The sequence below is a fragment of the Bartonella sp. AC329YNZD genome (assembly GCF_042196685.1).
Taxonomy (GTDB): domain Bacteria; phylum Pseudomonadota; class Alphaproteobacteria; order Rhizobiales; family Rhizobiaceae; genus Bartonella.
Genome location: NZ_JBHIQS010000004.1, coordinates 104,287 through 126,512 on the forward strand (window position 1 = coordinate 104,287; position 22,226 = coordinate 126,512).

General features: G+C 34.9%; 14 protein-coding genes and 1 tRNA gene. 4 read left to right on the forward strand and 11 right to left on the reverse strand.

Annotation, left to right across the window (positions count from 1 at the left end; all coding sequences use genetic code 11):
- The first annotated feature begins 125 nt into the window (after positions 1-125).
- The 3 genes from ACFIMW_RS03680 to ilvC all read left to right on the forward strand — a co-directional run bounded on the left by ACFIMW_RS03680 (position 126) and on the right by ilvC (position 4,375).
- Positions 126-1,247 (forward strand): ATP-dependent RecD-like DNA helicase, encoded by a 1,122-nt coding sequence (locus ACFIMW_RS03680; RefSeq protein ID WP_375606996.1) that lies wholly within the window; start codon positions 126-128, stop codon positions 1,245-1,247.
- Between the two features lie 84 nt (positions 1,248-1,331).
- Positions 1,332-2,066 carry a pyridoxine 5'-phosphate synthase gene (locus ACFIMW_RS03685; RefSeq protein ID WP_375606997.1) on the forward strand — a complete coding sequence of 245 codons (735 nt, stop codon included), beginning with the start codon at positions 1,332-1,334 and terminating at the stop codon, positions 2,064-2,066.
- A 1,289-nt stretch (positions 2,067-3,355) separates the two neighbouring features.
- Positions 3,356-4,375, forward strand: coding sequence for a ketol-acid reductoisomerase (ilvC, locus tag ACFIMW_RS03690; RefSeq protein WP_375608258.1), 1,020 nt, complete (start codon positions 3,356-3,358; stop codon positions 4,373-4,375).
- Between the two features lie 116 nt (positions 4,376-4,491).
- Here the strand turns inward: ilvC and ACFIMW_RS03695 are convergent, their stop codons facing one another.
- From ACFIMW_RS03695 to ACFIMW_RS03730, 8 genes are all read right to left on the reverse strand, one after another.
- Positions 4,492-5,883 carry an amino acid permease gene (locus ACFIMW_RS03695; RefSeq protein ID WP_375606999.1) on the reverse strand — a complete coding sequence of 464 codons (1,392 nt, stop codon included), beginning with the start codon at positions 5,881-5,883 and terminating at the stop codon, positions 4,492-4,494.
- 951 nt (positions 5,884-6,834) lie between these two features.
- On the reverse strand, positions 6,835-8,235 hold the full coding sequence (locus tag ACFIMW_RS03700) for an amino acid permease (protein ID WP_375608259.1): 1,401 nt from the start codon (positions 8,233-8,235) through the stop codon (positions 6,835-6,837).
- Between the two features lie 758 nt (positions 8,236-8,993).
- Positions 8,994-9,626, reverse strand: coding sequence for a LysE family translocator (locus tag ACFIMW_RS03705; RefSeq protein ID WP_375608260.1), 633 nt, complete (start codon positions 9,624-9,626; stop codon positions 8,994-8,996).
- Positions 9,623-10,231, reverse strand: a complete 609-nt coding sequence (locus ACFIMW_RS03710; protein ID WP_375608261.1) for a fumarylacetoacetate hydrolase family protein — start codon at positions 10,229-10,231, stop codon at positions 9,623-9,625. The genes ACFIMW_RS03705 and ACFIMW_RS03710 overlap by 4 nt, the downstream gene beginning before the upstream one ends.
- Positions 10,224-11,213 (reverse strand): C-terminal binding protein, encoded by a 990-nt coding sequence (locus ACFIMW_RS03715; protein WP_375608262.1) that lies wholly within the window; start codon positions 11,211-11,213, stop codon positions 10,224-10,226. Before ACFIMW_RS03715 ends, ACFIMW_RS03710 begins: the two co-directional genes overlap by 8 nt.
- A complete protein-coding gene (locus ACFIMW_RS03720; protein ID WP_375608263.1) occupies positions 11,210-11,929 on the reverse strand; it encodes a 2OG-Fe dioxygenase family protein in 720 nt (239 codons plus the stop codon). The genes ACFIMW_RS03715 and ACFIMW_RS03720 overlap by 4 nt, the downstream gene beginning before the upstream one ends.
- Positions 11,930-12,270: 341 nt before the next feature.
- A complete protein-coding gene (locus ACFIMW_RS03725) occupies positions 12,271-12,879 on the reverse strand; it encodes a fumarylacetoacetate hydrolase family protein (protein ID WP_375608264.1) in 609 nt (202 codons plus the stop codon).
- 289 nt (positions 12,880-13,168) lie between these two features.
- Positions 13,169-14,743 carry a TerC family protein gene (locus ACFIMW_RS03730; RefSeq protein ID WP_375608265.1) on the reverse strand — a complete coding sequence of 525 codons (1,575 nt, stop codon included), beginning with the start codon at positions 14,741-14,743 and terminating at the stop codon, positions 13,169-13,171.
- Between the two features lie 436 nt (positions 14,744-15,179).
- Between ACFIMW_RS03730 and ACFIMW_RS03735 the strand changes: the two genes are divergently transcribed.
- Positions 15,180-15,255: transfer RNA gene (locus ACFIMW_RS03735), tRNA-Lys, on the forward strand.
- A 1,638-nt stretch (positions 15,256-16,893) separates the two neighbouring features.
- On the opposite strand, the gene ACFIMW_RS03740 is transcribed toward ACFIMW_RS03735, so the two are convergent.
- The 3 genes from ACFIMW_RS03740 to secD all read right to left on the reverse strand — a co-directional run bounded on the left by ACFIMW_RS03740 (position 16,894) and on the right by secD (position 22,223).
- Positions 16,894-17,844: a YbhN family protein gene (locus tag ACFIMW_RS03740; protein ID WP_375608266.1), complete on the reverse strand. Its 951-nt coding sequence runs from the start codon at positions 17,842-17,844 to the stop codon at positions 16,894-16,896.
- A 24-nt stretch (positions 17,845-17,868) separates the two neighbouring features.
- Complete coding sequence (gene ybaL / locus ACFIMW_RS03745; protein ID WP_375608267.1) at positions 17,869-19,611, reverse strand: YbaL family putative K(+) efflux transporter; 1,743 nt, start codon at positions 19,609-19,611, stop codon at positions 17,869-17,871.
- Positions 19,612-19,709: 98 nt separating this feature from the next.
- Positions 19,710-22,223 (reverse strand): protein translocase subunit SecD, encoded by a 2,514-nt coding sequence (gene secD, locus ACFIMW_RS03750; protein ID WP_375608268.1) that lies wholly within the window; start codon positions 22,221-22,223, stop codon positions 19,710-19,712.
- Between the last annotated feature and the right edge of the window lie 3 nt (positions 22,224-22,226).

Sequence of the window (22,226 nt, forward strand, 5' to 3'; positions counted from 1 at the left end):
GATAATTGTGCTACGAAAGTTGTTAGATGGGCGTGTATCAGCAATTCTTAATAAAAAAGTTTTTTTTTATAGTCGGTTTTTTTCAAAATACTGCTCTTTTTATGCAAAACTTATATTGGTAAACTATGCAGTTTTCACGGGAACAGGATAATGCATTGAAGGCTGTTGCCGCGTGGTTGAGGGAAGGGCGTTCTCCTCTTTTTCGCCTTTTTGGCTATGCGGGAACGGGTAAGACGACGCTTGCACGCTATTTTGCAGAGACAGTTGATGGTTCTGTTCAATTTGCTGCTTTTACAGGGAAGGCGGCGCAGGTTTTGCGTTCTAAAGGTGCAAGCAATGCTTGTACTATTCATTCGCTAATTTATAGTCCACGTGGAGAAGAGGAAGTTTCCGATGAAATAACAGGAAAAAAGTCTATTGCTCCAACATTTACGTTAAATCGAAGAAGTGCTGCTGCACAAGCTAAACTCATTATTGTTGATGAGTGCTCGATGGTCGATGAAAAATTGGCGCGTGATTTAATGAGTTTTCGAACGCCAATTCTTGTTCTTGGTGATCCAGGTCAATTGCCTCCTATATCTGGTGGAGGCTTTTTTTCTAATGGAGAACCAGATTTTCTTCTTTCAGAAATTCATCGGCAAGCGCGAGATAATCCGATTATACGTCTTGCTATGGACGTGCGCGAAGGACGCGATATTGCTTATGGTGACTATGGAGAAGCGCGCGTTGTTACACGTAAAGAGGTCAATCAACAATTGGTTTTGGATGCTGATCAGGTCTTGGTAGGGGTTAATCGTACACGCCACCTTTATAATCAGCGTTTGCGTGTGTTAAAGGGATTTACAGCAGATTATCCGCAAGCGGGAGATAAGCTGGTGTGTTTGCGAAATGATCCCATTAAAGGTTTGTTGAATGGCTCTTTATGGAAGGTGATGACTTCACAGAAGGAGACCGTTAAACCAAGTATTAATCTTCTTGTGAAACCAGAAGAAAGTGAGCGTGGGGTAGCAAAGATTAAACTTTTAAAAGCAGCGTTTGAAAACCCTGATCAAGAAATTTCATGGCAATTAAAAAAGCGATATGATGATTTTGATTATGGGTATGCATTAACGGTTCATAAGGCGCAAGGTTCTCAATGGAATAACGTCGTTTTGTTTGATGAAAGTTTTGCATTTCGTGATATGTATGCACGCTGGCTTTATACGGGAATTACCCGCGCAGCAGAGCATTTAACGATTGTTCGATAGAGAAAATGTGTGTATCATCCCAGTTTCAGATAGAAAATGCCTTTTTTCTATCTTGTTACACACTATAAAAAAATGGAAATGGGCATGGCGGTAAAACTTTCGGTTAATCTTAATGCTGTTGCTGTTTTGCGTAATCGACGTAATCTTCCGTGGCCAAGTATAACAAATATTGGGCATATAGCGCTTGCTGCTGGAGCAGCAGGTTTGACGGTTCATCCACGCCCTGATGAAAGGCATATTCGTTTTGCGGATTTGTCAGATATATACTGTTTAATAAAGAACAATTTTCCTACGGCTGAGTTTAATATTGAAGGTTATCCAAGTGATCAATTTTTGGATATCGCTGAAAATTATGCGGACCAGATTACCCTTGTTCCTGATGATCCAGATCAGTCAACGTCTGATCATGGGTGGAATTTTGCTCATGATGCAGAATTTTTAGCACCTATTATTCAGAATTTAAAAAAAAGAAAGATTCGTGTATCCCTTTTTGCTAATCCTGCTGTCGATGGTCTTGATATTGCTAAAGCAATGGGTGCTGATCGTGTGGAATTTTACACGGGACCTTATGGTGGTGAATTTCAGGATAAAACAAAACAAGATCAAGAGCTCAATAAACTTGTTTTAGCAGCAAGAAGAGCTAAAGAGTTGCAGTTAGGTATGAATGCTGGGCATGATCTGACACTTATGAACCTTCCTGCTCTGGTCAAAAGTATTCCTTGGCTTGATGAGGTTTCTATTGGCCATGGGCTTATTGCTGATGCATTAGAGTATGGAATGCATGATACTGTTCAGCGTTTTATCCGGTTATTATCGTAATCTTTGTTTCTCTATAAAATTGGGAAAAAATTTTTATAAAGCTTTATCAATTTATCTAAAAAAACAATTTTATATATGTTGAGATAAATAGCACTATTAGCGTACATTATAAAATATTCTATTTTCCTCTGTTTATTAGTAGCTTTCTATTTTTTGTGTTTTTTAGGGTATGAAATGCTTTTTTATATACCATCCATTATGAGGAAATTTTACCAAATCTACTTACTATAATTTTTTCGAAGGAATATAGTTTTTTAGAGTATTTTTCTTATAAGGGATTGGCGAAGAAATTTAAATGGATCAGTGCACAAAATTTATTGAGCGTCATAAGGTGTTTGAGAGATATCTTTTAATATGTTTGAGCTTATTTCACAGTGTTACTTGTGAAAAGTGTAACGTAAAACCTCTTATGCATCACCATTTTACGTCATAAAGATATAAGTTATCGTCTTCATTTTTGGGCTCGTTTAATGTTGCGGCAGCTTTTGCCATGCGATGGTTCATAAGACATATTCACATGCAATTCTGCTTGTGACGCGCAAGGGGGATGATTTCATCGAACAGATTTAAAGTCACAAAATGCTTTTTATGAATAGGCTCAATGTAATATGAGCTATTGCAATATTGGGAGCGAGAAAATAGAATGATGATTATCAACTTGTAACTTTATAAAGTAAAGGGGGGCGTGTACGATAAATCTTAGATTATTATAGAGGACTATTGAAAAGAGTTCGAGCGCATTAAGAATTTTTTAATAAGCGCATGAATGAATAACACAATGGCATTCTGTTTTGCGTGAGAGGCGTGGTTATTAAAGAATGTAACAAGTAAAAGCGTCTTCTCTATTATTCTAAAGATATTGCTGTGTATGCTTTTGAAGGTTGTACTAAAACAATACTTGTTATTTTGTAATTTTTCTTGCTATCTATATTGATTTGGTTCATGTTAAAAATTGTGTGTTGTATCTTAATTTTTAGAATATAGCGTTTTGTTGCACGATAAAAGAGTAGAATATTAGCTAAATTTTCTTTAGAAATCTTATTTTGTGTAATTATTGTTTTTGTAGAATAGCAGTTGAAGTTTATTTGGGGATCCGTATATGTTTTAGGAATGTTTGGAGACTACAGTTTTTTCTATGCAATATGTAAACTTTAAAATTATTCAATTGCTGTGTTCTTATAAGCGGTGTTTTTTGTCTTTATAAGTGTGTGATGCACTGTAGATAATGTTTCTTATTGAATAAAAGTAATCTGAAATCCAGTTTAAATAGAGAAAGAAGGAATTTTTTTATGCGTGTTTATTATGATCGTGATGCGGATGTTAATCTCATTAAAGGGAAAAAAGTAGCCATTGTTGGTTATGGTTCTCAAGGGCGTGCGCATGCTTTAAATTTGAAAGATTCCGGTGTCCAAAATGTGCAAATAGCTTTGCGTCCAGGGTCGGAAACAGTTAAAAAAGCCATGGCTGATGGTTTTGAAGTGGTGAGTGTTGCTGAAGCAGCAAAATGGGCAGATCTCATCATGATGGCAACGCCAGATGAATTGCAAGCTGATATTTATAAGGAACATATTCATGATCATTTACACGATGGGGCAGCGATTGCTTTTGCGCATGGTTTGAGCATTCATTTTGGCTTGATTGAACCTAAAAAAAACGTTGATATTGTGATGATTGCTCCTAAAGGTCCAGGGCATACAGTTCGTCATGAATACCAACGGGGTTGTGGTGTTCCTTGCTTAATAGCGGTGGCGCAAGATGCTTCAGGGCATGCTCATAATGTAGCATTATCTTATGCATGTGGTCTTGGTGGTGGACGTGCTGGGGTGATTGAAACAACTTTTAAAGAAGAGTGCGAAACTGATCTTTTTGGTGAACAAGCGGTTCTCTGTGGAGGTCTTGTTGAATTGATTCGAGCTGGTTATGAAACATTAACGGAAGCAGGTTATGCACCAGAAATGGCTTATTTTGAGTGTTTACATGAAGTGAAACTGATTGTTGATCTCATGTATGAAGGGGGCATTGCAAATATGAATTATTCGATCTCTAATACAGCTGAATGGGGTGAATATATCTCTGGTCCACGTGTGATTACGGATAAAACCAGAGCAGAAATGAAACGTATATTGAAAGATATTCAAACGGGTAAATTTACATCGAATTGGATTCAAGAATATAAGGCTGGTGCTGCTCATTTTAAAAGTATGCGGCGTTTAAATGATAATCATCCTATTGAAGAAGTTGGTAAAAAACTTCGTTCTATGATGCCTTGGATAAAATCTAACGCTTTGGTTGATAAAGAGCGTAATTGAAGCTTCTACAGAGATATTTGATCAATAGCTTTTATAATTTTATAGATAAATATCAAAAAAAAGGGTAACTTTAGTTACCCTTTTTTATATGTTTTTGGCAACATAAGCTTTATTTTTTAATTTTTTGCATAATTCTTTCTTCCAAAAAGAAAGTATACAATCCCTAAAAATATAAACCACGCTGGAGTATATTTTAAAGCTATGGCAGTGTCAGCTTCTAATGACAATAAATAAATAATGAATGCAAAGAAAATAAGAAGCGCCCAACACATAACAACACCTCCTGGCATTTTATAAGGAGAGACAGTATGTTGGAGAGGACGATTGCGACGATAGACGATATAGCTGATCAAAATGATAGACCATACAAATATAAACAAAGTTGCGGCAATTGTCGTAACAATTGTAAAAGCAGCTATGAGTGTTTGAGATAACGATACAACGGCATAACCAAATAAGATGCATAAACATGAAAAGAATAATGCATTGGCTGGAACGTGGTTACGAGAAAGTTTTCCTAAAAACTTAGGAGCACCTTTTTGTGTTGCTAGCCCATATATCATACGGCTGGTAGAAAAAATTCCACTATTTGCTGAAGATGCGGCTGCTGTGAGGACAACAAAGTTCATCAAACCTGCAGCAGTTGGAATACCAATAAGTGCATACATTGTTACAAATGGGCTTTTTTCTGGACTGATTTGATCCCACGGCGTCACAGACATAATCACAAGAAGAGAGAATATATAAAAGAATACAATGCGGATTGGTATTGAATTAACAGCCTGTGGTAAAGCTTTTTGAGGCTCTTTTACTTCAGCAGCAGCTGTTCCAGCGAGTTCAATGCCAACAAAAGCAAAAATAACAATTTGAAATCCAGCAAAAAAGCCTGTAATTCCTCGCGGAAAAATATTCCCACCGTTCCATATATGGCTAAGAGAAGCAACCGTACCGTTTGGAGAGACAAAACCGGTAAAGATCATATAAAATCCTACAACGATTAGGACTAGAATTGCTACGATTTTGATAAAACCAAACCAAAACTCAAGTTCGCCAAATAGTTTTACTGCGACGAGGTTAAGAATTAAAAAGGACATAAGACCAATTATAACAGGAATCCACGGATTGAGTTCAGGCCACCAAAAGTGTGTATAAGTGACAATAGCAATAATTTCAGCAGTTCCAGTGACAATCCAACACAACCAATATGTCCAGCCGATAAAGAATCCGGCACATGGCCCTAGAAGATCGGTTGAGAAATCAATAAAAGATCGGTATTGTGTATTAGAAAGCAATAACTCTCCCATAGCACGCATGACAAAGTATAGAGCACAACCAATAATTGCATAAACGAGTAGAATCGAAGGCCCTGCTACACTGATTGTTTTTCCTGATCCCATGAAGAGACCTGTTCCAATCGCTCCACCAAGGGCTATAAGTTGTATGTGTCGGTTATGTAGTCCACGTTGCAATTTCTTCTTAGGTTTTTTTTCTAAATTTTGTTTATTCATTTTTGGGAGGTTCCCTTTAGTTATTTTAAGATAAAATTACCCTAAAAAAGGTAATCCCTTCTATCGAAACATGATATAGCTAGGGAGTAAAGGAATATTTTTTGCAATTCCATGTGAATAAAGAAAAAATATTACAAATTAATGATATAATTATTTTATAAAATCATTAACATAATATAAATTTAGTATAAAATTTTAATTTTTGATGATTTATACATAGTAAAAGATATTATATATTATAATATATTATGAAATAATTATTTTTATATTATTAATTTAATTTATTTATATTAAATAATATATTAATGATTTATATATTTTATATTTAAATTAATTATTTATAAAATTTTTATTTTAAATAAAAATATAGTTATTTTAAAATACTTTAACTTTTTTAATAAAATTAAATATATCTGTATAATAAATTTGAAAAATAATAATTAAAAGTTATTCTACATAAAAAATATTTTCATATAATCTTTTTTATTGTAGATAATTGTTGGGATATATTCTATTTAAAGCTGTATTTTTAATTTTGAGAAAAAGTTGAATGCAAACTTTGTTTTTCTGATGTTTTAGATAAAGTTTAAATGCTTGGGGAATAAACAATGTAAGTGAAGTTTATAGAGAATTCTTTGCAAATCGCTTACGTCTTATCCTTATTATGCCGTAAAACACCGTTGTTTAGAGTGGTGATATGAGGCATGATAAGCTTTAGATATTAAGTGTTTTTAGATATTGTGACCCGTATTCAGGGTAGGGCTTGCCCGTGGATCCTATGAAGTAAACTGCATGAGTGGTTATCAGGTGAAATCCGCCGAGAGAAGCTGGACTGTTGACAGACCAGAGGCTGGTGGGAATCCTCCTCCTTTGAGGTGTGGGGAGGAGGTCAAGCGCGAAAAAAGGATAACTTTAGTTACCCTTTTTTGAGATGTTTTTTATGTACAAATTTTATTTATTATTTTTAGATGCGTATTTTCTTACGAACATGAAATACATTATACCTAAGAAAATAAACCAGACTATACTATATTTAAAGGCTATTAGAGTATCAGGTTCTAATGTCAATAAATAAAGCATGAAAGCAAAGAAAACTAAAATGATCCCACACATGATAACACCTCCTGGCATCTTATAGATGGATTCAGCGTGTAGATGAGGGCGATTGCGACGATACACAATATAGCTAATCAAAATGACAGACCATACAAATAAAAATGCAATAGCCGAAATGCTCGTTACAATTGTAAAAGCACTTATAAGGCTTGGAGAGAGTGAGGCAATTGTATATCCTATTAAAATACATAAGCAAGAAAAGAATAGAGCGTTGGCTGGAACATGGTATTTAGAAAGTTTACCTAAAATTGGAGGAGCACCTTTTTGTGTTGCAAGTCCATATATCATACGGCTGGTAGAAAAAATACCACTATTTGCTGAAGAGGCAGCTGAGGTGAGAACAACAAAATTTACCAAGCCAGCAGCTATTGGAATGCCTGCAAGCCAAAACATCGAGACAAAGGGGCTTTTATCTGGAACAATTTGATCCCAAGGTGTGACAGACATAATTACAGCGAGAGAAAAAATGTAAAAGAGTACAATACGGACTGGTATTGCATTAATTGCTTTGGGGAGAACTTTTCTAGGTTCTTTGACTTCAGCAGCAGTTGTTCCAGCAATTTCTATGCCAACAAAAGAAAAAATGGCAATTTGAAATCCAGCAAAAAATCCTGTCATTCCTCGTGGGAAGATATTTCCATCGTTCCATACGTGATTGAGTGAAGCAACCGTACCATTGGGAGAAGTAAATCCTGTAGCGATCATATAAAAACCAACAATAATTAATGCTAAAATTGCTACGACTTTAATAAGACCAAACCAAAACTCAAGCTCACCAAATAGTTTTACGGCAAAGAGGTTAAAGATTAAAAAGACACTAATACAAGCAAAAACAGTAAACCATGGATTGAGTGTTGGCCACCAAAAGTTCATATAAGTGATGATGGCAATAATATCAGCAGCTCCCGTTACAACCCAGCTTAACCAATAGCTCCAGCCAACAAAGAAAGCGATTCCCGGTCCTAGCATATCGGTTGAAAAATCAATAAGAGATCGGTATTGAGAATTAGAAAGCAATAATTCTCCCATAGCGCGCATGACAAAGTATAGAGCAAAACCGATAATAGCATAAACGAGTATGATGGAAGGACCTGCTACACTAATTGTTTTTCCTGATCCCATGAAGAGACCTGTTCCAATCGCCCCTCCAATGGCTATAAGTTGTACATGTCGGTTGTGTAGCCCACGTTGCAATCCATCGTGAGAATTATCTTTTAAATTTTGTTTGTAGTCCATTTTTTGGGAGTTCCCTTTAATTATTTTGAGATTAAATTACACTGAAAAAACATTATTTTGTATCGAAGCATGATATAAATGAGGTGTAAAGGAAAAAAACGTTTTTTATGATTTTGTGTGGATAAAGAAAAGAATATAGTTTTGAAAAAAGAGAATATTTTCATCTTAAATAAAGTAACAGATATTTGAATATGGAGTTTTTTGCTATTTTGATAACAAATTATAGATGATTTTTAAAACTATTTCAGAAAGTTATCAGAAGTTTTTATGGTTTTCTAAAATTTATTATTTTAATCAGTATGTTATTTGTTTTTATTGGGATAAGGGGAGTTTTAATTTTTGCTCAAATAGCGCTAGACAGTTGTCATTTGAGTTTAGGAAAAAGTCTTTAATGATAGAAAATTTAAATGATTTCTAAAATCATTTTTCTATTTTTATGATGCTATCATAAGTGAGAAGGAATTACTTTTGTTTTACAAAGGAAAAGAAGAATATCATAGTTCTTTCTTTTAAAGTGGTGAATGAGATGTTCCTTTAGATATTGATAACACTTGAAAAATGTTGCGAGAAATTCGCATTCTTTATACAAAACGTCTTTATGCTATGATACTGAAATGCAGCGTAATTCAATTCTTCAGAGAAAATGAGAAAGAACTGGTGGTTCTATAAGTTCTGTTAGAGATTGGAATATTAATAGCGATAAAGAGAATCATAAAAAGATTGATCTGTTAGCTTTGCAATTTGTTATCGAAATAACATTATCCAAAGAAAATGAAAAAAGAAAATAGAGATAAAACTGTTCCTGTCGCAATATTAATGTATCCTTTTATTTTTTTCTTTTTTAAAGTGGCGCTTGCGAATGATATAAAAATGGTCATTAAAGTAAACCATGTAAAGATGTTGAAGGAATGTATCGTTACAAGTTCAAAGCCTTTTTTAATGCTACCGCCAGAAGCTAAGAATTTTGGAAAGGCTGCTATGTAAAATATTGATACTTTGGGATTTAGTATTTGTGTCAAAAAACCATCCATATAGCTGGTAAAAAGCTTTGTTGTACCGACAATGCTTTTTTCATCTGTTGATATTTTTTCTTTTGAATTTAAGCTGTGTATTCCAGATTTAATCGATTTAAAGCCCATATATAATAGATAGCAGCTTCCCATGAGTTTTACTAAAAGAAAGAGCGTTTTGTTGTTGAGAATGAGTGCTGATACCCCTAATATGGAAAATGCTCCATGCGCATATGTTGCTGTACATAACCCTAAAACGTTCATAAATGCGTTCTTTTTCCCCAATCTCGTTGCATTATCGATGATAAGGGCCATGTTCGGTCCTGGGGAGATGACTAAAAAAAATGAAACAATGAAAAAGGTTAGTATTTGATGACTCATTCTACTTTTAGCTCTGAGATTAATTGAGCTTCAAGATATAATTCTATTCTGTCAAATTTAGAGAGTTTTCCTACGCCCTGTGGAGTGCCTGTGTATATGATATCACCACGCCTTAGCTGAATGTAGTGACTTAAAAATGATATTATTTTCTCAAAGCTAAAGATCATATCTTTCGTATTGCCAACTTGCCTCGTTTCGCCATTTAACTTCATTGTAAAGGTTATTGGGTTGTTTATTTTTTCTTTGTTTATGAAGTCAGAGACGTATGCCGCTCCTTTAAATCCTTTAGATAAAAGCCAAGGAAGCTTTTTTTCTTTCAGTTTTGTTTGCAAGTCTCTTGCGGTAATATCAAGACCTATTGCTACGGCATCATAGCATTCTTCTGCTTCTTTCTCTGTGACCATGAAAGTGTCCTTTGAGATTCTGAGCACAATTTCAGTTTCAAAATGGATTTCTTTAGAAAAATTAGGAAGATAAATTTCATGACCTAAAATGAGAGAACTATTTGGTTTGCTAAAGATAACAGGTTCATCTTCAACAACATTGCCAAGTTCATGGGCATGTTCCACATAATTGCGCCCAACGCAGTAAATATTGTTAATCATAGGAAATTACCAAGTTTTTCATTTTCTTTTTGTATAGGCAAGATACAACTGTTGAAACAATATCTTTTCTCATATCGATGTGTGAGCTTTCTGAAAAATACGCATTGTGTGGATTAATGACCAATCTTGAGGATAACCAGCTAGCGTTGTCTCTCCAAGCTTTAATAAGAGGATGGTCATTTGGTGGTTCCACGGGAAGAACATCAAGGAATGCATGAAACTCAGGATTTTCCTTTAAATGCTTTTCTAAGCAATCAAAATCGCTGAGGATTTTTCCTCTTGCGGTGTTCACTAAAATAGCGTTTTTCTTCATCTTTTTAAGGAATTCTGAATTAATCATTCCTATTGTTTTGTTTGTAAGAGGACAGTGTAGTGATACCACATCAGATTTTTCTAGAAGGGTATTTATATCTTCTAAAAGTTTGAAGTTGAGTGATTTAGCAAGACCTTCATCAATGTATGGATCATAGACAATTACCTTGAATCCAAAAGGCCTTAACCGTTCTAGTGTTGCTTTTCCTATTTTACCTAGCCCAATCAATCCAATGGTTTTATGCTTTGGACGGAATGTTTTAAGATTGTTTTCTTGCCATGTTTTATCATATTTTTTTGCTAAATCATTATGTCTGGATATTTGCCTGCATCCTTCCAAAATCATTGTTAACGCAGTATCAGCTACTTCATCTATACAATAAGACGGGTTGTTAGCAAATTCAACACCGTGCTTTCTCAGCTCTTCGTAATCTACTTGGTCATAACCGATACCAAATCGTACTGCTATTTTACATTTACGCAATTTCTTGGCTGTTTTCTCTGTTATTTTTGCATGCCAGATCAATAAGGCATCAATTTCTTCCAGAATTTCATCAGGAAAGTCGTCTTCATTTAAAGAGTTGAAGAAATAAAATTGAGCACCCAAGTCAGTCAGCGGTTTTTCAAATTCACTTATTTCAGTTACTCTATCGGTTATCGCAATTTTCATTGTAGTTTTTCTCTATAATCGATAACCATTAAATCCCTGAAACCTTCTTCATCATTTATTGACGAAATTGCAGATGCTGAATGGTACATTTCCATATCATCGAGTAGTATACTCTCTAAGTTTCCTTTCAAAACGATCTTTTTTATTTTATTTTTGTTTTCATCATAGATATATGATGTACCACCTTCAATATTATATCTATTGATCATGTGCATACTTATAAATGTATGGCCATCTTTATGAATACCTTCAGGTGTAGGATTTCCTTGTATTCCTTTTTTTGATTCAATGCGGAATTGGTGCACGAAAACATCCCATATATTGCTTTCTTTATTTTTATACATCAAAAAAGCTTTCAGTGTATTTTCAATGATTTTTCGTAATATAATATTAGATGATATTATGTCTAACATTTTGGGCAGTTTTCTTTCAATCCCACCTGCATAACTATTGATTTCAGAACTCTGAAAAAAAGTATTATCATCTAAAAAATCTACTGTTTTATTAGTTATATCTACGATAAATTTGCCGAAGCATCTTCTCCTGTAGGTGTCACCTTTTTTCATGTAAGGATCAATTGGCAAATAATCCCAGCTTTGCTTCAGACGAGCTAAATCGGTTATCTCATTTGCTTTTATATTTATTTTTTCAGAAGGTATATGGGAAAATTTATTTTCTTTTAATTCGTCAACGATTTTATCTATGTTTATAAACATATACTCCCCCTTTTTTTCTATATTAATAAGATCTTTATATATTACTTTTAATAATTAAAAAAGTCTATATCAAATAAAGGCATTTTTTATGAATAAGCTATTATTTTTATAGTTCATGATCTTATTATCTTGAATGATAAAATATTTGTAGTTTTAAGCAACAGTATTATAAAGCTTAAGTGGCTTAAGATATTAGCACGGTTTACAGCTATATAGGGTGATATTCATGAAAACTTATATTCTAACTGATATTGCACAATGAGTCGATGATAAGGCCATGTTTGGTCCCGGTGAGATGACTAAAAAAAATGAAACAATGAAAAAGGTTAGTATTTGATGACTCATTCTACCTTTAGCTTTGAAAGTAATTGATCTTCAAGATATAATTCTATTCTGTCAAATTTAGAGAGTTTTCCTACGCCCTGTGGAGTGCCTGTGTATATGATATCACCACGCCTTAGCTGAATGTAGTGACTTAAAAATGATATTATTTTCTCAAAGCTAAAGATCATATCTTTCGTATTGCCAACTTGCCTCGTTTCGCCATTTAACTTCATTGTAAAGGTTATTGGGTTGTTTATTTTTTCTTTGTTTATGAAGTCAGAGACGTATGCCGCTCCTTTAAATCCTTTAGATAAAAGCCAAGGAAGCTTTTTTTCTTTCAGTTTTGTTTGCAAGTCTCTTGCGGTAATATCAAGACCTATTGCTACGGCATCATAGCATTCTTCTGCTTCTTTCTCTGTGACCATGAAAGTGTCCTTTGAGATTCTGAGCACAATTTCAGTTTCAAAATGGATTTCTTTAGAAAAATTAGGAAGATAAATTTCATGACCTAAAATGAGAGAACTATTTGGTTTGCTAAAGATAACAGGTTCATCTTCAACAAGATTGCCCATTTCATGAGCATGTTCAACATAATTGAGTCCAACACAGTAAATGTCATTTATCATATCAGATCTCCCAGTTTTTCATTTTTCTTTGTATATACAACAGATTGATTTCAATAATAATTTGGCATTATTCATACTGAATAGGAATCTTGAATAGTTTAAGAAGCTCTCATTCCAAATTATCAATGAAAACTTTTTTGCACTGAAAATTCGTTGATAACTTAACTCTTGTACATTCATTATTTCACGCTTAAAAAAATATGACAATACAATTAAGTCATCAACTGCCTATTTTTTTACTTTCTAATTATAAGAAAAATCCTTTTATTTACCTTATTTATTAAAAGAATTAGAATTCGTTTTTTTCTGGTAACGCAAGTGGAGAAATAAGGACTTTAGATATGTTCCGGCGTTCCATTTCGATAACTTTAAAGCGTAAACCATCCGTTTCAAAATTTTCCCCCTCATTCGGTAAATGACCAAATTGCCAAAGCATAAAGCCTGCCAGAGTCGTATAACGATCTGCTTCATCAACAAGATTACGCCCAAGATAACCACTTAAACGCCGGATATCAGCATACCCCTCTACAAGAAGACTTCCATTTTTAAGTTGTTCTGCGATCATGAGTTCTTCATCGTCATCAGGAAAGTCACCTGCAATAGCTTCAAGAATATCGGTTGGTGTTGCAATCCCTTCAAAAGACCCGTGCTCATCAACAATAATTGCAAGCTGAATCGAAGAATGACGTAATTGCTCCATCAATCGTAAAACACTTGTATTTTCATGAACAACAAGGGGCTCTCGCATCGCTTTTTTCCAATTAATCTTTTTTCCCTCAGCCAAATTCAAAAGAAGATCTTTTGTCAATGCAACGCCAACAAATTCATCCACTTTTTCACGCGCGAGAATTAAACGGCTATGTTTAACTTTTTGTAATTCTTCACGCATTTCATTTTCATCAGCATTTAAATCTAACCACTCAATCTCATTACGTGGCGACATAATAGAGCGAACAGGACGATCAGCTAAATCGAGAACGCCACGAATCATCTCTTTTTCTTCTGGTCTAAATAACTCAGAAGCTGCGGCCTGTTCAGCAATAACATCTACAGTCTCAGCAAGATTACTATCTTTGCTTCCTCCTCCTAAGAGCCTCAAAACAGCATCTGCTGTTCTACTACGTAGATCATTCGTTTTAATCATTTTTTCACGGTTACGACGTCCAATTTGATTAAAAGCTTCGATGAGAACAGAAAAACCAATAGCAGCATACAAATACCCTTTTGGAATATGAAAACCGAATCCTTCAACAATAAGCGTAAAACCAATCATCATCAAAAAACCAAGGCAAAGGATGACAATAGTGGGATGACGATTAATAAAACGCATAAGAGGGCCAGATCCGCACATCATTACTGCCATAGCAGCAATCACTGCGATATACATAACTGCTGCCTGCTCTTTTGCAATCATACCTGTTGCGGTAATAATACTATCTAGTGAAAAAACAGCATCCAGCACTACTATTTGAATAATTACTTGCCAAAAAACAGCATAAGCAACGCCTGTTTTTCTTTCATGTGATACTCCTTCTAATCTTTCATGGAGTTCTAAGGTTCCCTTTGCCAGCAAAAAAGCTCCACCACCAATTAAAATAAAGCTATGCCAACTAAAGACAAAAGATGAAAGTGAAAGAATTACCGTGTCCAGCCTCATAACCCATCCAATAACTGTAAGAAGGAAAAGCCGCATCATTAATGCTAAAGTAAGACCTATAAAGCGTGCACGGTCACGCAAATGCAGAGGCAATTTTTCAGCTAAAATTGCAATAAAGATAAGGTTATCTATTCCTAAAACAATTTCGAGAAAAACCAACGTGATCAAACCAAACCACGCATGCGGATCAGCGATCCATTCCATCATTTCTTACCTTTTAAAAGCTTAAAAGCACGCGATTGACAAAAAAAATCCATGGGCTTTTATTTGTATATTGAATCATGAACATTGAATGCAAAAAAACTGATACTCAAAGAAAAAAATAGCAAACTATTGCTTAAATGCATATGAGTATTGATAAAACAAAATGATGCTCCAACTCGCCTACAACCACAAGAAGGTTCCTCTAAATTTTGCTCGGGCATTATGCTCGATGATCCTCCAACTATAGGTTTTGTATAACAATCAGAACATTTATTATAGAGCTTCTTATAATGGGTTTATTTTTATATAAGATCAAGTGGTGAATATCATATTTTTAATCTTGCGGACAATGAGGCTATATAAAAAACAACAAAATATCTAGACATCCACTCTTAGGAGCGTTATAGAAACGCTCATTCTCATTTTTTGAGAAACTTATGGGTGATTAGCTCAGTCGGTAGAGCAGCTGACTCTTAATCAGCGGGTCGTGGGTTCGATCCCCTCATCACCCACCATTTGGTTTTATACCATAAATAACTTATTGATTGCGTATTTTTTTAGGATATTCAATAAAATTTAAGAGTAGGATTTCCCCATATGCAGTTGTTTAAGGGTAGTTTGTTGATATAGCTTGTCATCATTTTATATTTTAACATTCGCTTTTGGACCAATTTATTTTTTTAAAGAGAGCTTAAAAATCCTTTGATGTGTCTTAATTTTTTAGAAATCGCAATTGGTGAGGAGAAGTTTCTTATCAACAATTGTATTATTTAAAGAATTATAAGAAAACTGTTCTCATTTCTTTTAATATAAAGTGACTAAAAGTTTTTTGGAGTTCTGGCCTATTGTTTAAAAACAGAACAATCTTTCTCTTTTAGTTGTGCAAGTAGGTAACGTAGATATTGTCTGATAACTCTCGCACTTAAACAAAAAATTTCTGTAATAATCATTGGTACTCTAATAGTCGGATCAAGGTCAACAAAGTGTTTAGCGGTCCAGTACAAGAATAAAATCAGGTCAGTTTAACGGATCAACAGTAATATCTGCTAAACGACAGAAAATAAGCTTTCATGAGGCTTCAAGTTTTAAAATATTAAACTGTTCAGTTACTCCTGTTAAAGCTTAATTGTTAAAAATATAGATATTGAAAAATCCGCTAAAATTATATAATACATTGATTTATAATAATTAATTATTCTTCTTTTGAATAAGATACTTTAATATCGTAGGCTTATTTTATTTCAGTCTCTTTATAGTCAATCAATTAAAATTATTCATTTTTTGTACTTCATAAGTGGGATAAGGGTAGGGATAAAGACTATTGAAGAAAAGAATGTAAATGTCTTTTATTAAGGTTTTCAAGTGTTAAAAGGTGCCATAAAATTGGAAGTGAGAAATAGTATAATTGTGCTGGCTTTCTCTTTTATTGAGCATAAAGATGGTGGTGCATAATGGCTTTACTATCGTGCCATTTACGGGGGGGGATCATGTAATGGTGGTGATGAGCGCTGAGAGAGGTTTCTTAAAAAAAGCGTGTGAATTGGCAACGAGATGATATCTTGTTCCTTGTGAGAGGCGTGATTCTATTAAAAAACGCGATGAATACAAAGTGTGATACGATATGTGTACACATTATATTTCTGTATTTTTCAGAGATGAAAATTTCGTAAAAATTTTTTCTAGATTTTTGTATGATCATTTAGGGGAACTTATTGAGGGTTATTGAAGTGTTCTTGCTCATCATGCTTTCTCTTTTTCAAACAATAAAATGAAGTTATTTTCAGATAAAGCTTTTTAATTTTGCGTATTTTTTTCTGCAAAAAGTTTTGCAATCATGTGCTTTACCCAACATAAAAATCGATTACACGATGAAATAGCTGCTTTAATATTCAAGATTAAATGTTAATTGAAGGTTATAGCAATGATTGTTTTTCTATACGGATATATATTTTTAAGTTTATGAGAGCTTTTTTGAAGAAAAATATTTCTATGTTTTTCGTAGAGCAAGATTCTTATAAAGAATGCACTCAAAATTTCAATGTAAAAAAGATAAATATAAATAATGACTGTTTAATCCACATATACAATTGAACTTAGCATGACTATATCATTGATATGAACAGCAAAAAAAATCATTGATAGTTTTTATTTATTCAGGTGGTGTTTTTAGGGGGACTTTTCCAGTATTGTTGCACTTCAAAAATGGCAACCACAAATAATGAAATGATGAGCGGTATGATCAAATAAAGTATTCTGAAGACAATAAGGGCTGCGATAACATCGGTTGGATTTATATTGGGCATGCCTGTTATGAAGAGAGCTTCAAGAACGCCTACTCCTCCTGCGGGAGCATTGGAGAGAAGAGTGATCGTAAAAGATGCTAGAAAAACACCAAGAACAGAGATAAAATGGATATCTGCATTGTTTGGAAGAACAGCATATATAATTCCTGCTGCTCCTAAAAGCTCTAAGGGGCTAATGAGAAGTTGTTGAATAACAATTTTTAGCCGTGGATAGGAAAGTTGAATTTTTTTGCTTAAGCGTAAGGGTTTCAACTGAAGCCAGCTGCCAAACGTATAAAGTGCTATACAGCTGAGTAAAATTGCTCCAACCGTTGTTCCCAACCATTCAGGAAGTTCTTCATGAATAAGGGTGATAATTTCGGGTTGCAAAACTAAAACGATTCCCAAAAGTAAGATTGTGCCGATGACAAAAGTAAAAGAGCAAAAACCTACTAATATTGCGATTTCTGTTCCATTTAATCCTTTCATTTTATAGGCACGATAGCGCACGACAGCACCAGAAAAAACTGAAGCGCCAATATTATGTGAAAGTGCATAGGTCGTAAATGAACATATAGCGATAAAAATCCAAGAAATTTTATGGCCCAGATGTTGTAAGGCAATCCGATCATATCCAGCAAGAGCAGCATAAGCTAGGAGAGAACATAAACAGGCTAATAACCAATGCTGTGCATTTAAATTGCTCAAGCGTTCCAATACATCTCCAAACGAAATGGCAGAGAGCTTTATATAAAGAATCCGAATAGATATCAGCATTGCTAAGATACCAATTAATGGCCATATAAATTGCTTTATTTTCACGCGTCTTTATCCATTTTCTGTTTTTTATAAATTTTCATGATTGAGCACATTCTTTACAGAGCTTTGTTCCGTTATATGCTCTATAATGCCATTTGCAATTTCTTCATCATCCGTTACTACAACATCAGCACCTAAATCAACGAGATAAGCTGTTTCTGTATCGGATAATGCATGCGTAATTATCTGGATATCCTTCTTCATATCACGTATATTCACTATACATTCTCCTACTTCAATGGTACTTCGCATTGTAATAACAACTTTGTGTGCGCTATTTATATTTGCTGCGGTCATTGTTTCTTGTTGAATGATATTGCCACAAATAGCCTCAAAGCCATCTGCAATTGCTTTATCAGAGAGGCGTTTTGATTCTTCTACGATCACTATAGGTTTCCCTCTGTTTATTAAAGATAATGCAACACACTTACCGATACGACTATAGCCAATAATTACGATATGGTTGTTTTTTAAGGTTATCGGTAAAAAATCTTGGTCAGGATCTTTGGGATCAATATCAATAATTGTTTGGGTATTTTGTGAAGATGCAGACAATTTTTCTAGATGCTTTTTAATTTTGTTACAGACCATGAAAACAAGAGGATTGAGTAAAATAGAAAAAATTGCTCCTCCAAGAATTAAATCATGGGCGTCATTGTTTAAAAGTCCTAAGCTTAAACTTAAACCAGCAAGGATAAAGGAAAATTCTCCGATTTGGGCAAGGCTTGCAGAAATAGTCAAAGCCGTTGCATTAGAATAGCGAAAAGCTTTAACGATAAAAAAGGTAACAGCAGATTTTCCGATTACAATAATGAATAAGGTTGCTAAGAGTTGAAAAAAATGAGTCAAGAGTTTCTCTGGGTCAAATAACATACCTACAGAAACAAAAAAGAGAACAGAAAAAGCATCGCGCAGTGGTAAAGATTCTTCAGCAGCACGGTGACTTAACTCTGATTCGCTCATAACCATACCAGCAAAAAAAGCACCAAGAGAAAGAGAAACACCAAATAAATGAGCGGCTCCAAAAGCTACTCCTAATGCAATAGCAAAGACGCTAAGACGAAATAATTCACGTGATCCCGATTGTGCACTCATTTTTAGAAGCCATGGGATAACGCGTCGTCCAATGACAAGCATAAGTGCGATAAATACAATTACTTTCAGGATGGTAAGACCAAAAATACCCCAAATACTTAAATCTAACCATTGAACAAGAGGATCCAACGCTTCTTTTTTTGTATTGCTGAGGGCACTTGCCAAGGAAGGTATGAGAACAAGTATAAGGACCATTGCTAAATCCTCAATAATCAACCATCCAACGGCAATGCGTCCTTTTTCTGTTTCAATAAGATGACGCTCTTGCAAAGCACGTAGAAGGATAACCGTACTTGCTATGGATAAAGCAAGACCAAAGATCAAACTACCGCTGAAGCCCCATCCCATAATCAGACCAAGGCACAAGCCTAGAAAAGTAGAAAATGCCATTTGTGCAATAGCAGCGGGGACAGCAATAGCTTTGACAGATAAAAGGTCTTTTAATGAAAAGTGTAGCCCAACACCAAACATTAGCAAAATAATACCAATTTCAGCCAGTTGATTAATAATAACGGAATCTATTTTAAATCCACCTGTATTGGGCCCCACAATAACACCCGCTAATAAATAGCCTACAAGTGGTGAAATACGCAAACGGCTAGCAATCATTCCCAAGAGAAATGCTAAACATAAGCCTGCAACAATAGTTGTGATAAGTGGTGTGTCGTGGAGCATGGATTATTTACTATTCTTGATCAAAAAGCGAATGAATGAAAATGACTATATTTCTATGAGAAGAGAAGTGTAATGTATCATATGTATTAAAGGCATTCTCATTTCACTTTAATATTGGCACGGTTATTTCGTTTATGCCACCAATTTCCTAGTAGGAGTAAAATAGGAGCAGCAATAAAAATAGAGGATGATGTTGCAATAATAATTCCAAAGACCATGGGTAATGCAAAATTATGAACAGCATTTCCACCCCATATCGCCATGGGAAGCATAGCAAGAATCGTTGTAGTTGATGTAAAAAGACACCGTACAAGAACCTGATTAATCGACATATCAATCAGTTCGCGCAAAGGCATTTTTTTATAAAGACGCATATTTTCACGCATCCTATCATAGACGACAACCTTATCATTTATGGAATATCCAACAATTGTTAAGAGCGCAGCAATGGCTGTTAAATTAAAATCAAATTGAAATAAAGCAAAAAAGCCAATCATTTTTGTGGTGTCTAGAATGAGTGTGACAATGGCTCCAATGGCAAAGAACCATTCGAAGCGGAACCATATGTAGAGAGACATGGCAATAGCCGCAAGAATAACGGCAGTAAAAGCAGCTGTGGCAAGCTCGCCTGAAATTTTGGGGCCAACAACTTCTATTTGATCGAATATGGTATCGGGATAGATATTTTGTACAACTGTTTTGACTTTATCAATGGCGATGGTTTGTTGTGCTTCGCTACCACTTTGTTTCTGCATGCGAATTAATACGCTGTTTTCGTTATCAATATTTTGCAAGGTAATTTCACCAATATTAAGAGTAGAAAGCTTAGAACGCAGAGTGGCTAAGTCTGCTGGTGTTTTCGTGGTAATACTCATTTGGCTGCCGCCAATGAAATCAATTCCGAAATTTAAGCCAGGCTTAAAAAAGAGAAAAACTGAAGCCATTGATAAAATAATTGAGACGCCAATACCAATGAAGCGTGCTTTCATAAAGTGGAAAGTTGTGTTTTGTGGGAGAATGTTGAAAGCAGAATGAATATGCAGTTTTTTAATTTTCCATTTACGAACAATCCAAATCATGATGATGCGGACAATGGTGATATTTGTAAACATGGAGATAATAATACCAAGTAACATTGTTACAGCAAAACCACGAACTGGACCTGTGCCAAACCAAAATAGTAAAACAGTGGCTATAATGGCTGTAACATTTGCATCAACAATGGTTGCAAAAGCTTGTTTAAATCCACGATCTAGAGCTGCAAAAGCACTCACGCCTTTTCGACTTTCTTCACGAATACGTTCATTGATGAGAATATTGGCATCAACGGCAATACCGATACCTAAGATAATACCAGCAATACCGGGCAGCGTAAGCGTAGCTCCAAGGAGACTTAGTGCAGCAAATGTTAAAATCGTATGGAGGGCTAGTGCTATATTCGCAATGAGTCCCCAAATGCGGTAGAGAAGAAAAATAAAAATTGCAACGAGAATAAAGCCAATTATGCCGGTATAAAGCCCCATTTGGATGGCATCAGCGCCAAGATTTGGACCTACGGTTCTTTCTTCAATGACGTTGAGTGGTGCGGGGAGGGAACCAGCGCGGAGCAGAGCAGCCAGAGTTGAGGCTTCTTTGGGGTCAAAGTTTCCTGTAATTTGACCTTGTCCATTGGGAATAACACTATTGATGGTAGGAGCGGTTAAAACCTTATTATCAAGAACAATGGCAAAAGGACGGTTAATATTTTGTCGTGTTATATCGGCAAATATTTTTGCACCAGCCGAATCTAGAGTAAATGAAATCATAGAACGTCCTGGCAATTGTGGATCAAAACCAGCACGGGCATCTTTCAGGACATTTCCATCTAAAGCAATTTGATCATAAATTGCATAGCGTTGCGTTTCATCAGTATATCCAGGAAGAATTGAAACACCTATCGGTGGATTATTGGGATCCACATTAGAAGGAACAAGATGAAAACTCATTTTGGCAGTTGTTCCTAAAAGATCACGTAATTGTTTTGGATCTTGTAAACCAGGCAATTGGACCATAATACGGTCATTTCCGACCTTTTGGATGGCTGGTTCTGAAACACCAACTTGATCTATACGGCGCCGGATGATTTCTAAGCTTTGTTCAATAGCATTGCTTATACGATCTTTTATACCAGCTTCCGTTAATGTGATACGAAACATTTCATTTTGAGCATTGATCGTGATGTTATGTTCTGTCGTGCCAAAGCTATTGTGTATGGGGATTATTAATGTTTTCAAAGCAGAGAGTGCTTTTTCAGTTTGTGAGGGATCAGAAATAAGCGCGACAACGCTATCTTCAACAATACGCACATTTGATGTACGGATTTGTTTTTCACGCAATACATTGCGCACATTGCTTAAAACGATGTGTAATTGATCGCGTTTTAACGTTTTGCTATCAACCTCGAGCAGAAGAGAAGAGCCTCCTTGAAGATCAAGACCAAGTGCCACACGGGTATTGGGTAAAAATTTCGAGTTGTTAACTTGTTCGTGTGAAAATAAATTGGGTAAGGCAACATAAATGCTGCTTAAAAGGATAAAGCAATAAAGGGTAGTTAACCAACCAGGTGTACGCATGAT

Excerpts from the sequence above, each read along its gene's own strand:
- ACFIMW_RS03680 (WP_375606996.1), top strand. The coding sequence starts at position 126 with ATGCAGTTTTCACGGGAACAGGATAATGCATTGAAGGCTGTTGCCGCG.
- ACFIMW_RS03685 (WP_375606997.1), top strand. The coding sequence starts at position 1,332 with ATGGCGGTAAAACTTTCGGTTAATCTTAATGCTGTTGCTGTTTTGCGT.
- ilvC (WP_375608258.1), top strand. The coding sequence starts at position 3,356 with ATGCGTGTTTATTATGATCGTGATGCGGATGTTAATCTCATTAAAGGG.
- ACFIMW_RS03695 (WP_375606999.1), bottom strand. The coding sequence starts at position 5,883 with ATGAATAAACAAAATTTAGAAAAAAAACCTAAGAAGAAATTGCAACGT.
- ACFIMW_RS03700 (WP_375608259.1), bottom strand. The coding sequence starts at position 8,235 with ATGGACTACAAACAAAATTTAAAAGATAATTCTCACGATGGATTGCAA.
- ACFIMW_RS03705 (WP_375608260.1), bottom strand. The coding sequence starts at position 9,626 with ATGAGTCATCAAATACTAACCTTTTTCATTGTTTCATTTTTTTTAGTC.
- ACFIMW_RS03710 (WP_375608261.1), bottom strand. The coding sequence starts at position 10,231 with ATGATTAACAATATTTACTGCGTTGGGCGCAATTATGTGGAACATGCC.
- ACFIMW_RS03715 (WP_375608262.1), bottom strand. The coding sequence starts at position 11,213 with ATGAAAATTGCGATAACCGATAGAGTAACTGAAATAAGTGAATTTGAA.
- ACFIMW_RS03720 (WP_375608263.1), bottom strand. The coding sequence starts at position 11,929 with ATGTTTATAAACATAGATAAAATCGTTGACGAATTAAAAGAAAATAAA.
- ACFIMW_RS03725 (WP_375608264.1), bottom strand. The coding sequence starts at position 12,879 with ATGATAAATGACATTTACTGTGTTGGACTCAATTATGTTGAACATGCT.
- ACFIMW_RS03730 (WP_375608265.1), bottom strand. The coding sequence starts at position 14,743 with ATGATGGAATGGATCGCTGATCCGCATGCGTGGTTTGGTTTGATCACG.
- ybaL (WP_375608267.1), bottom strand. The coding sequence starts at position 19,611 with ATGCTCCACGACACACCACTTATCACAACTATTGTTGCAGGCTTATGT.
- secD (WP_375608268.1), bottom strand. The coding sequence starts at position 22,223 with ATGCGTACACCTGGTTGGTTAACTACCCTTTATTGCTTTATCCTTTTA.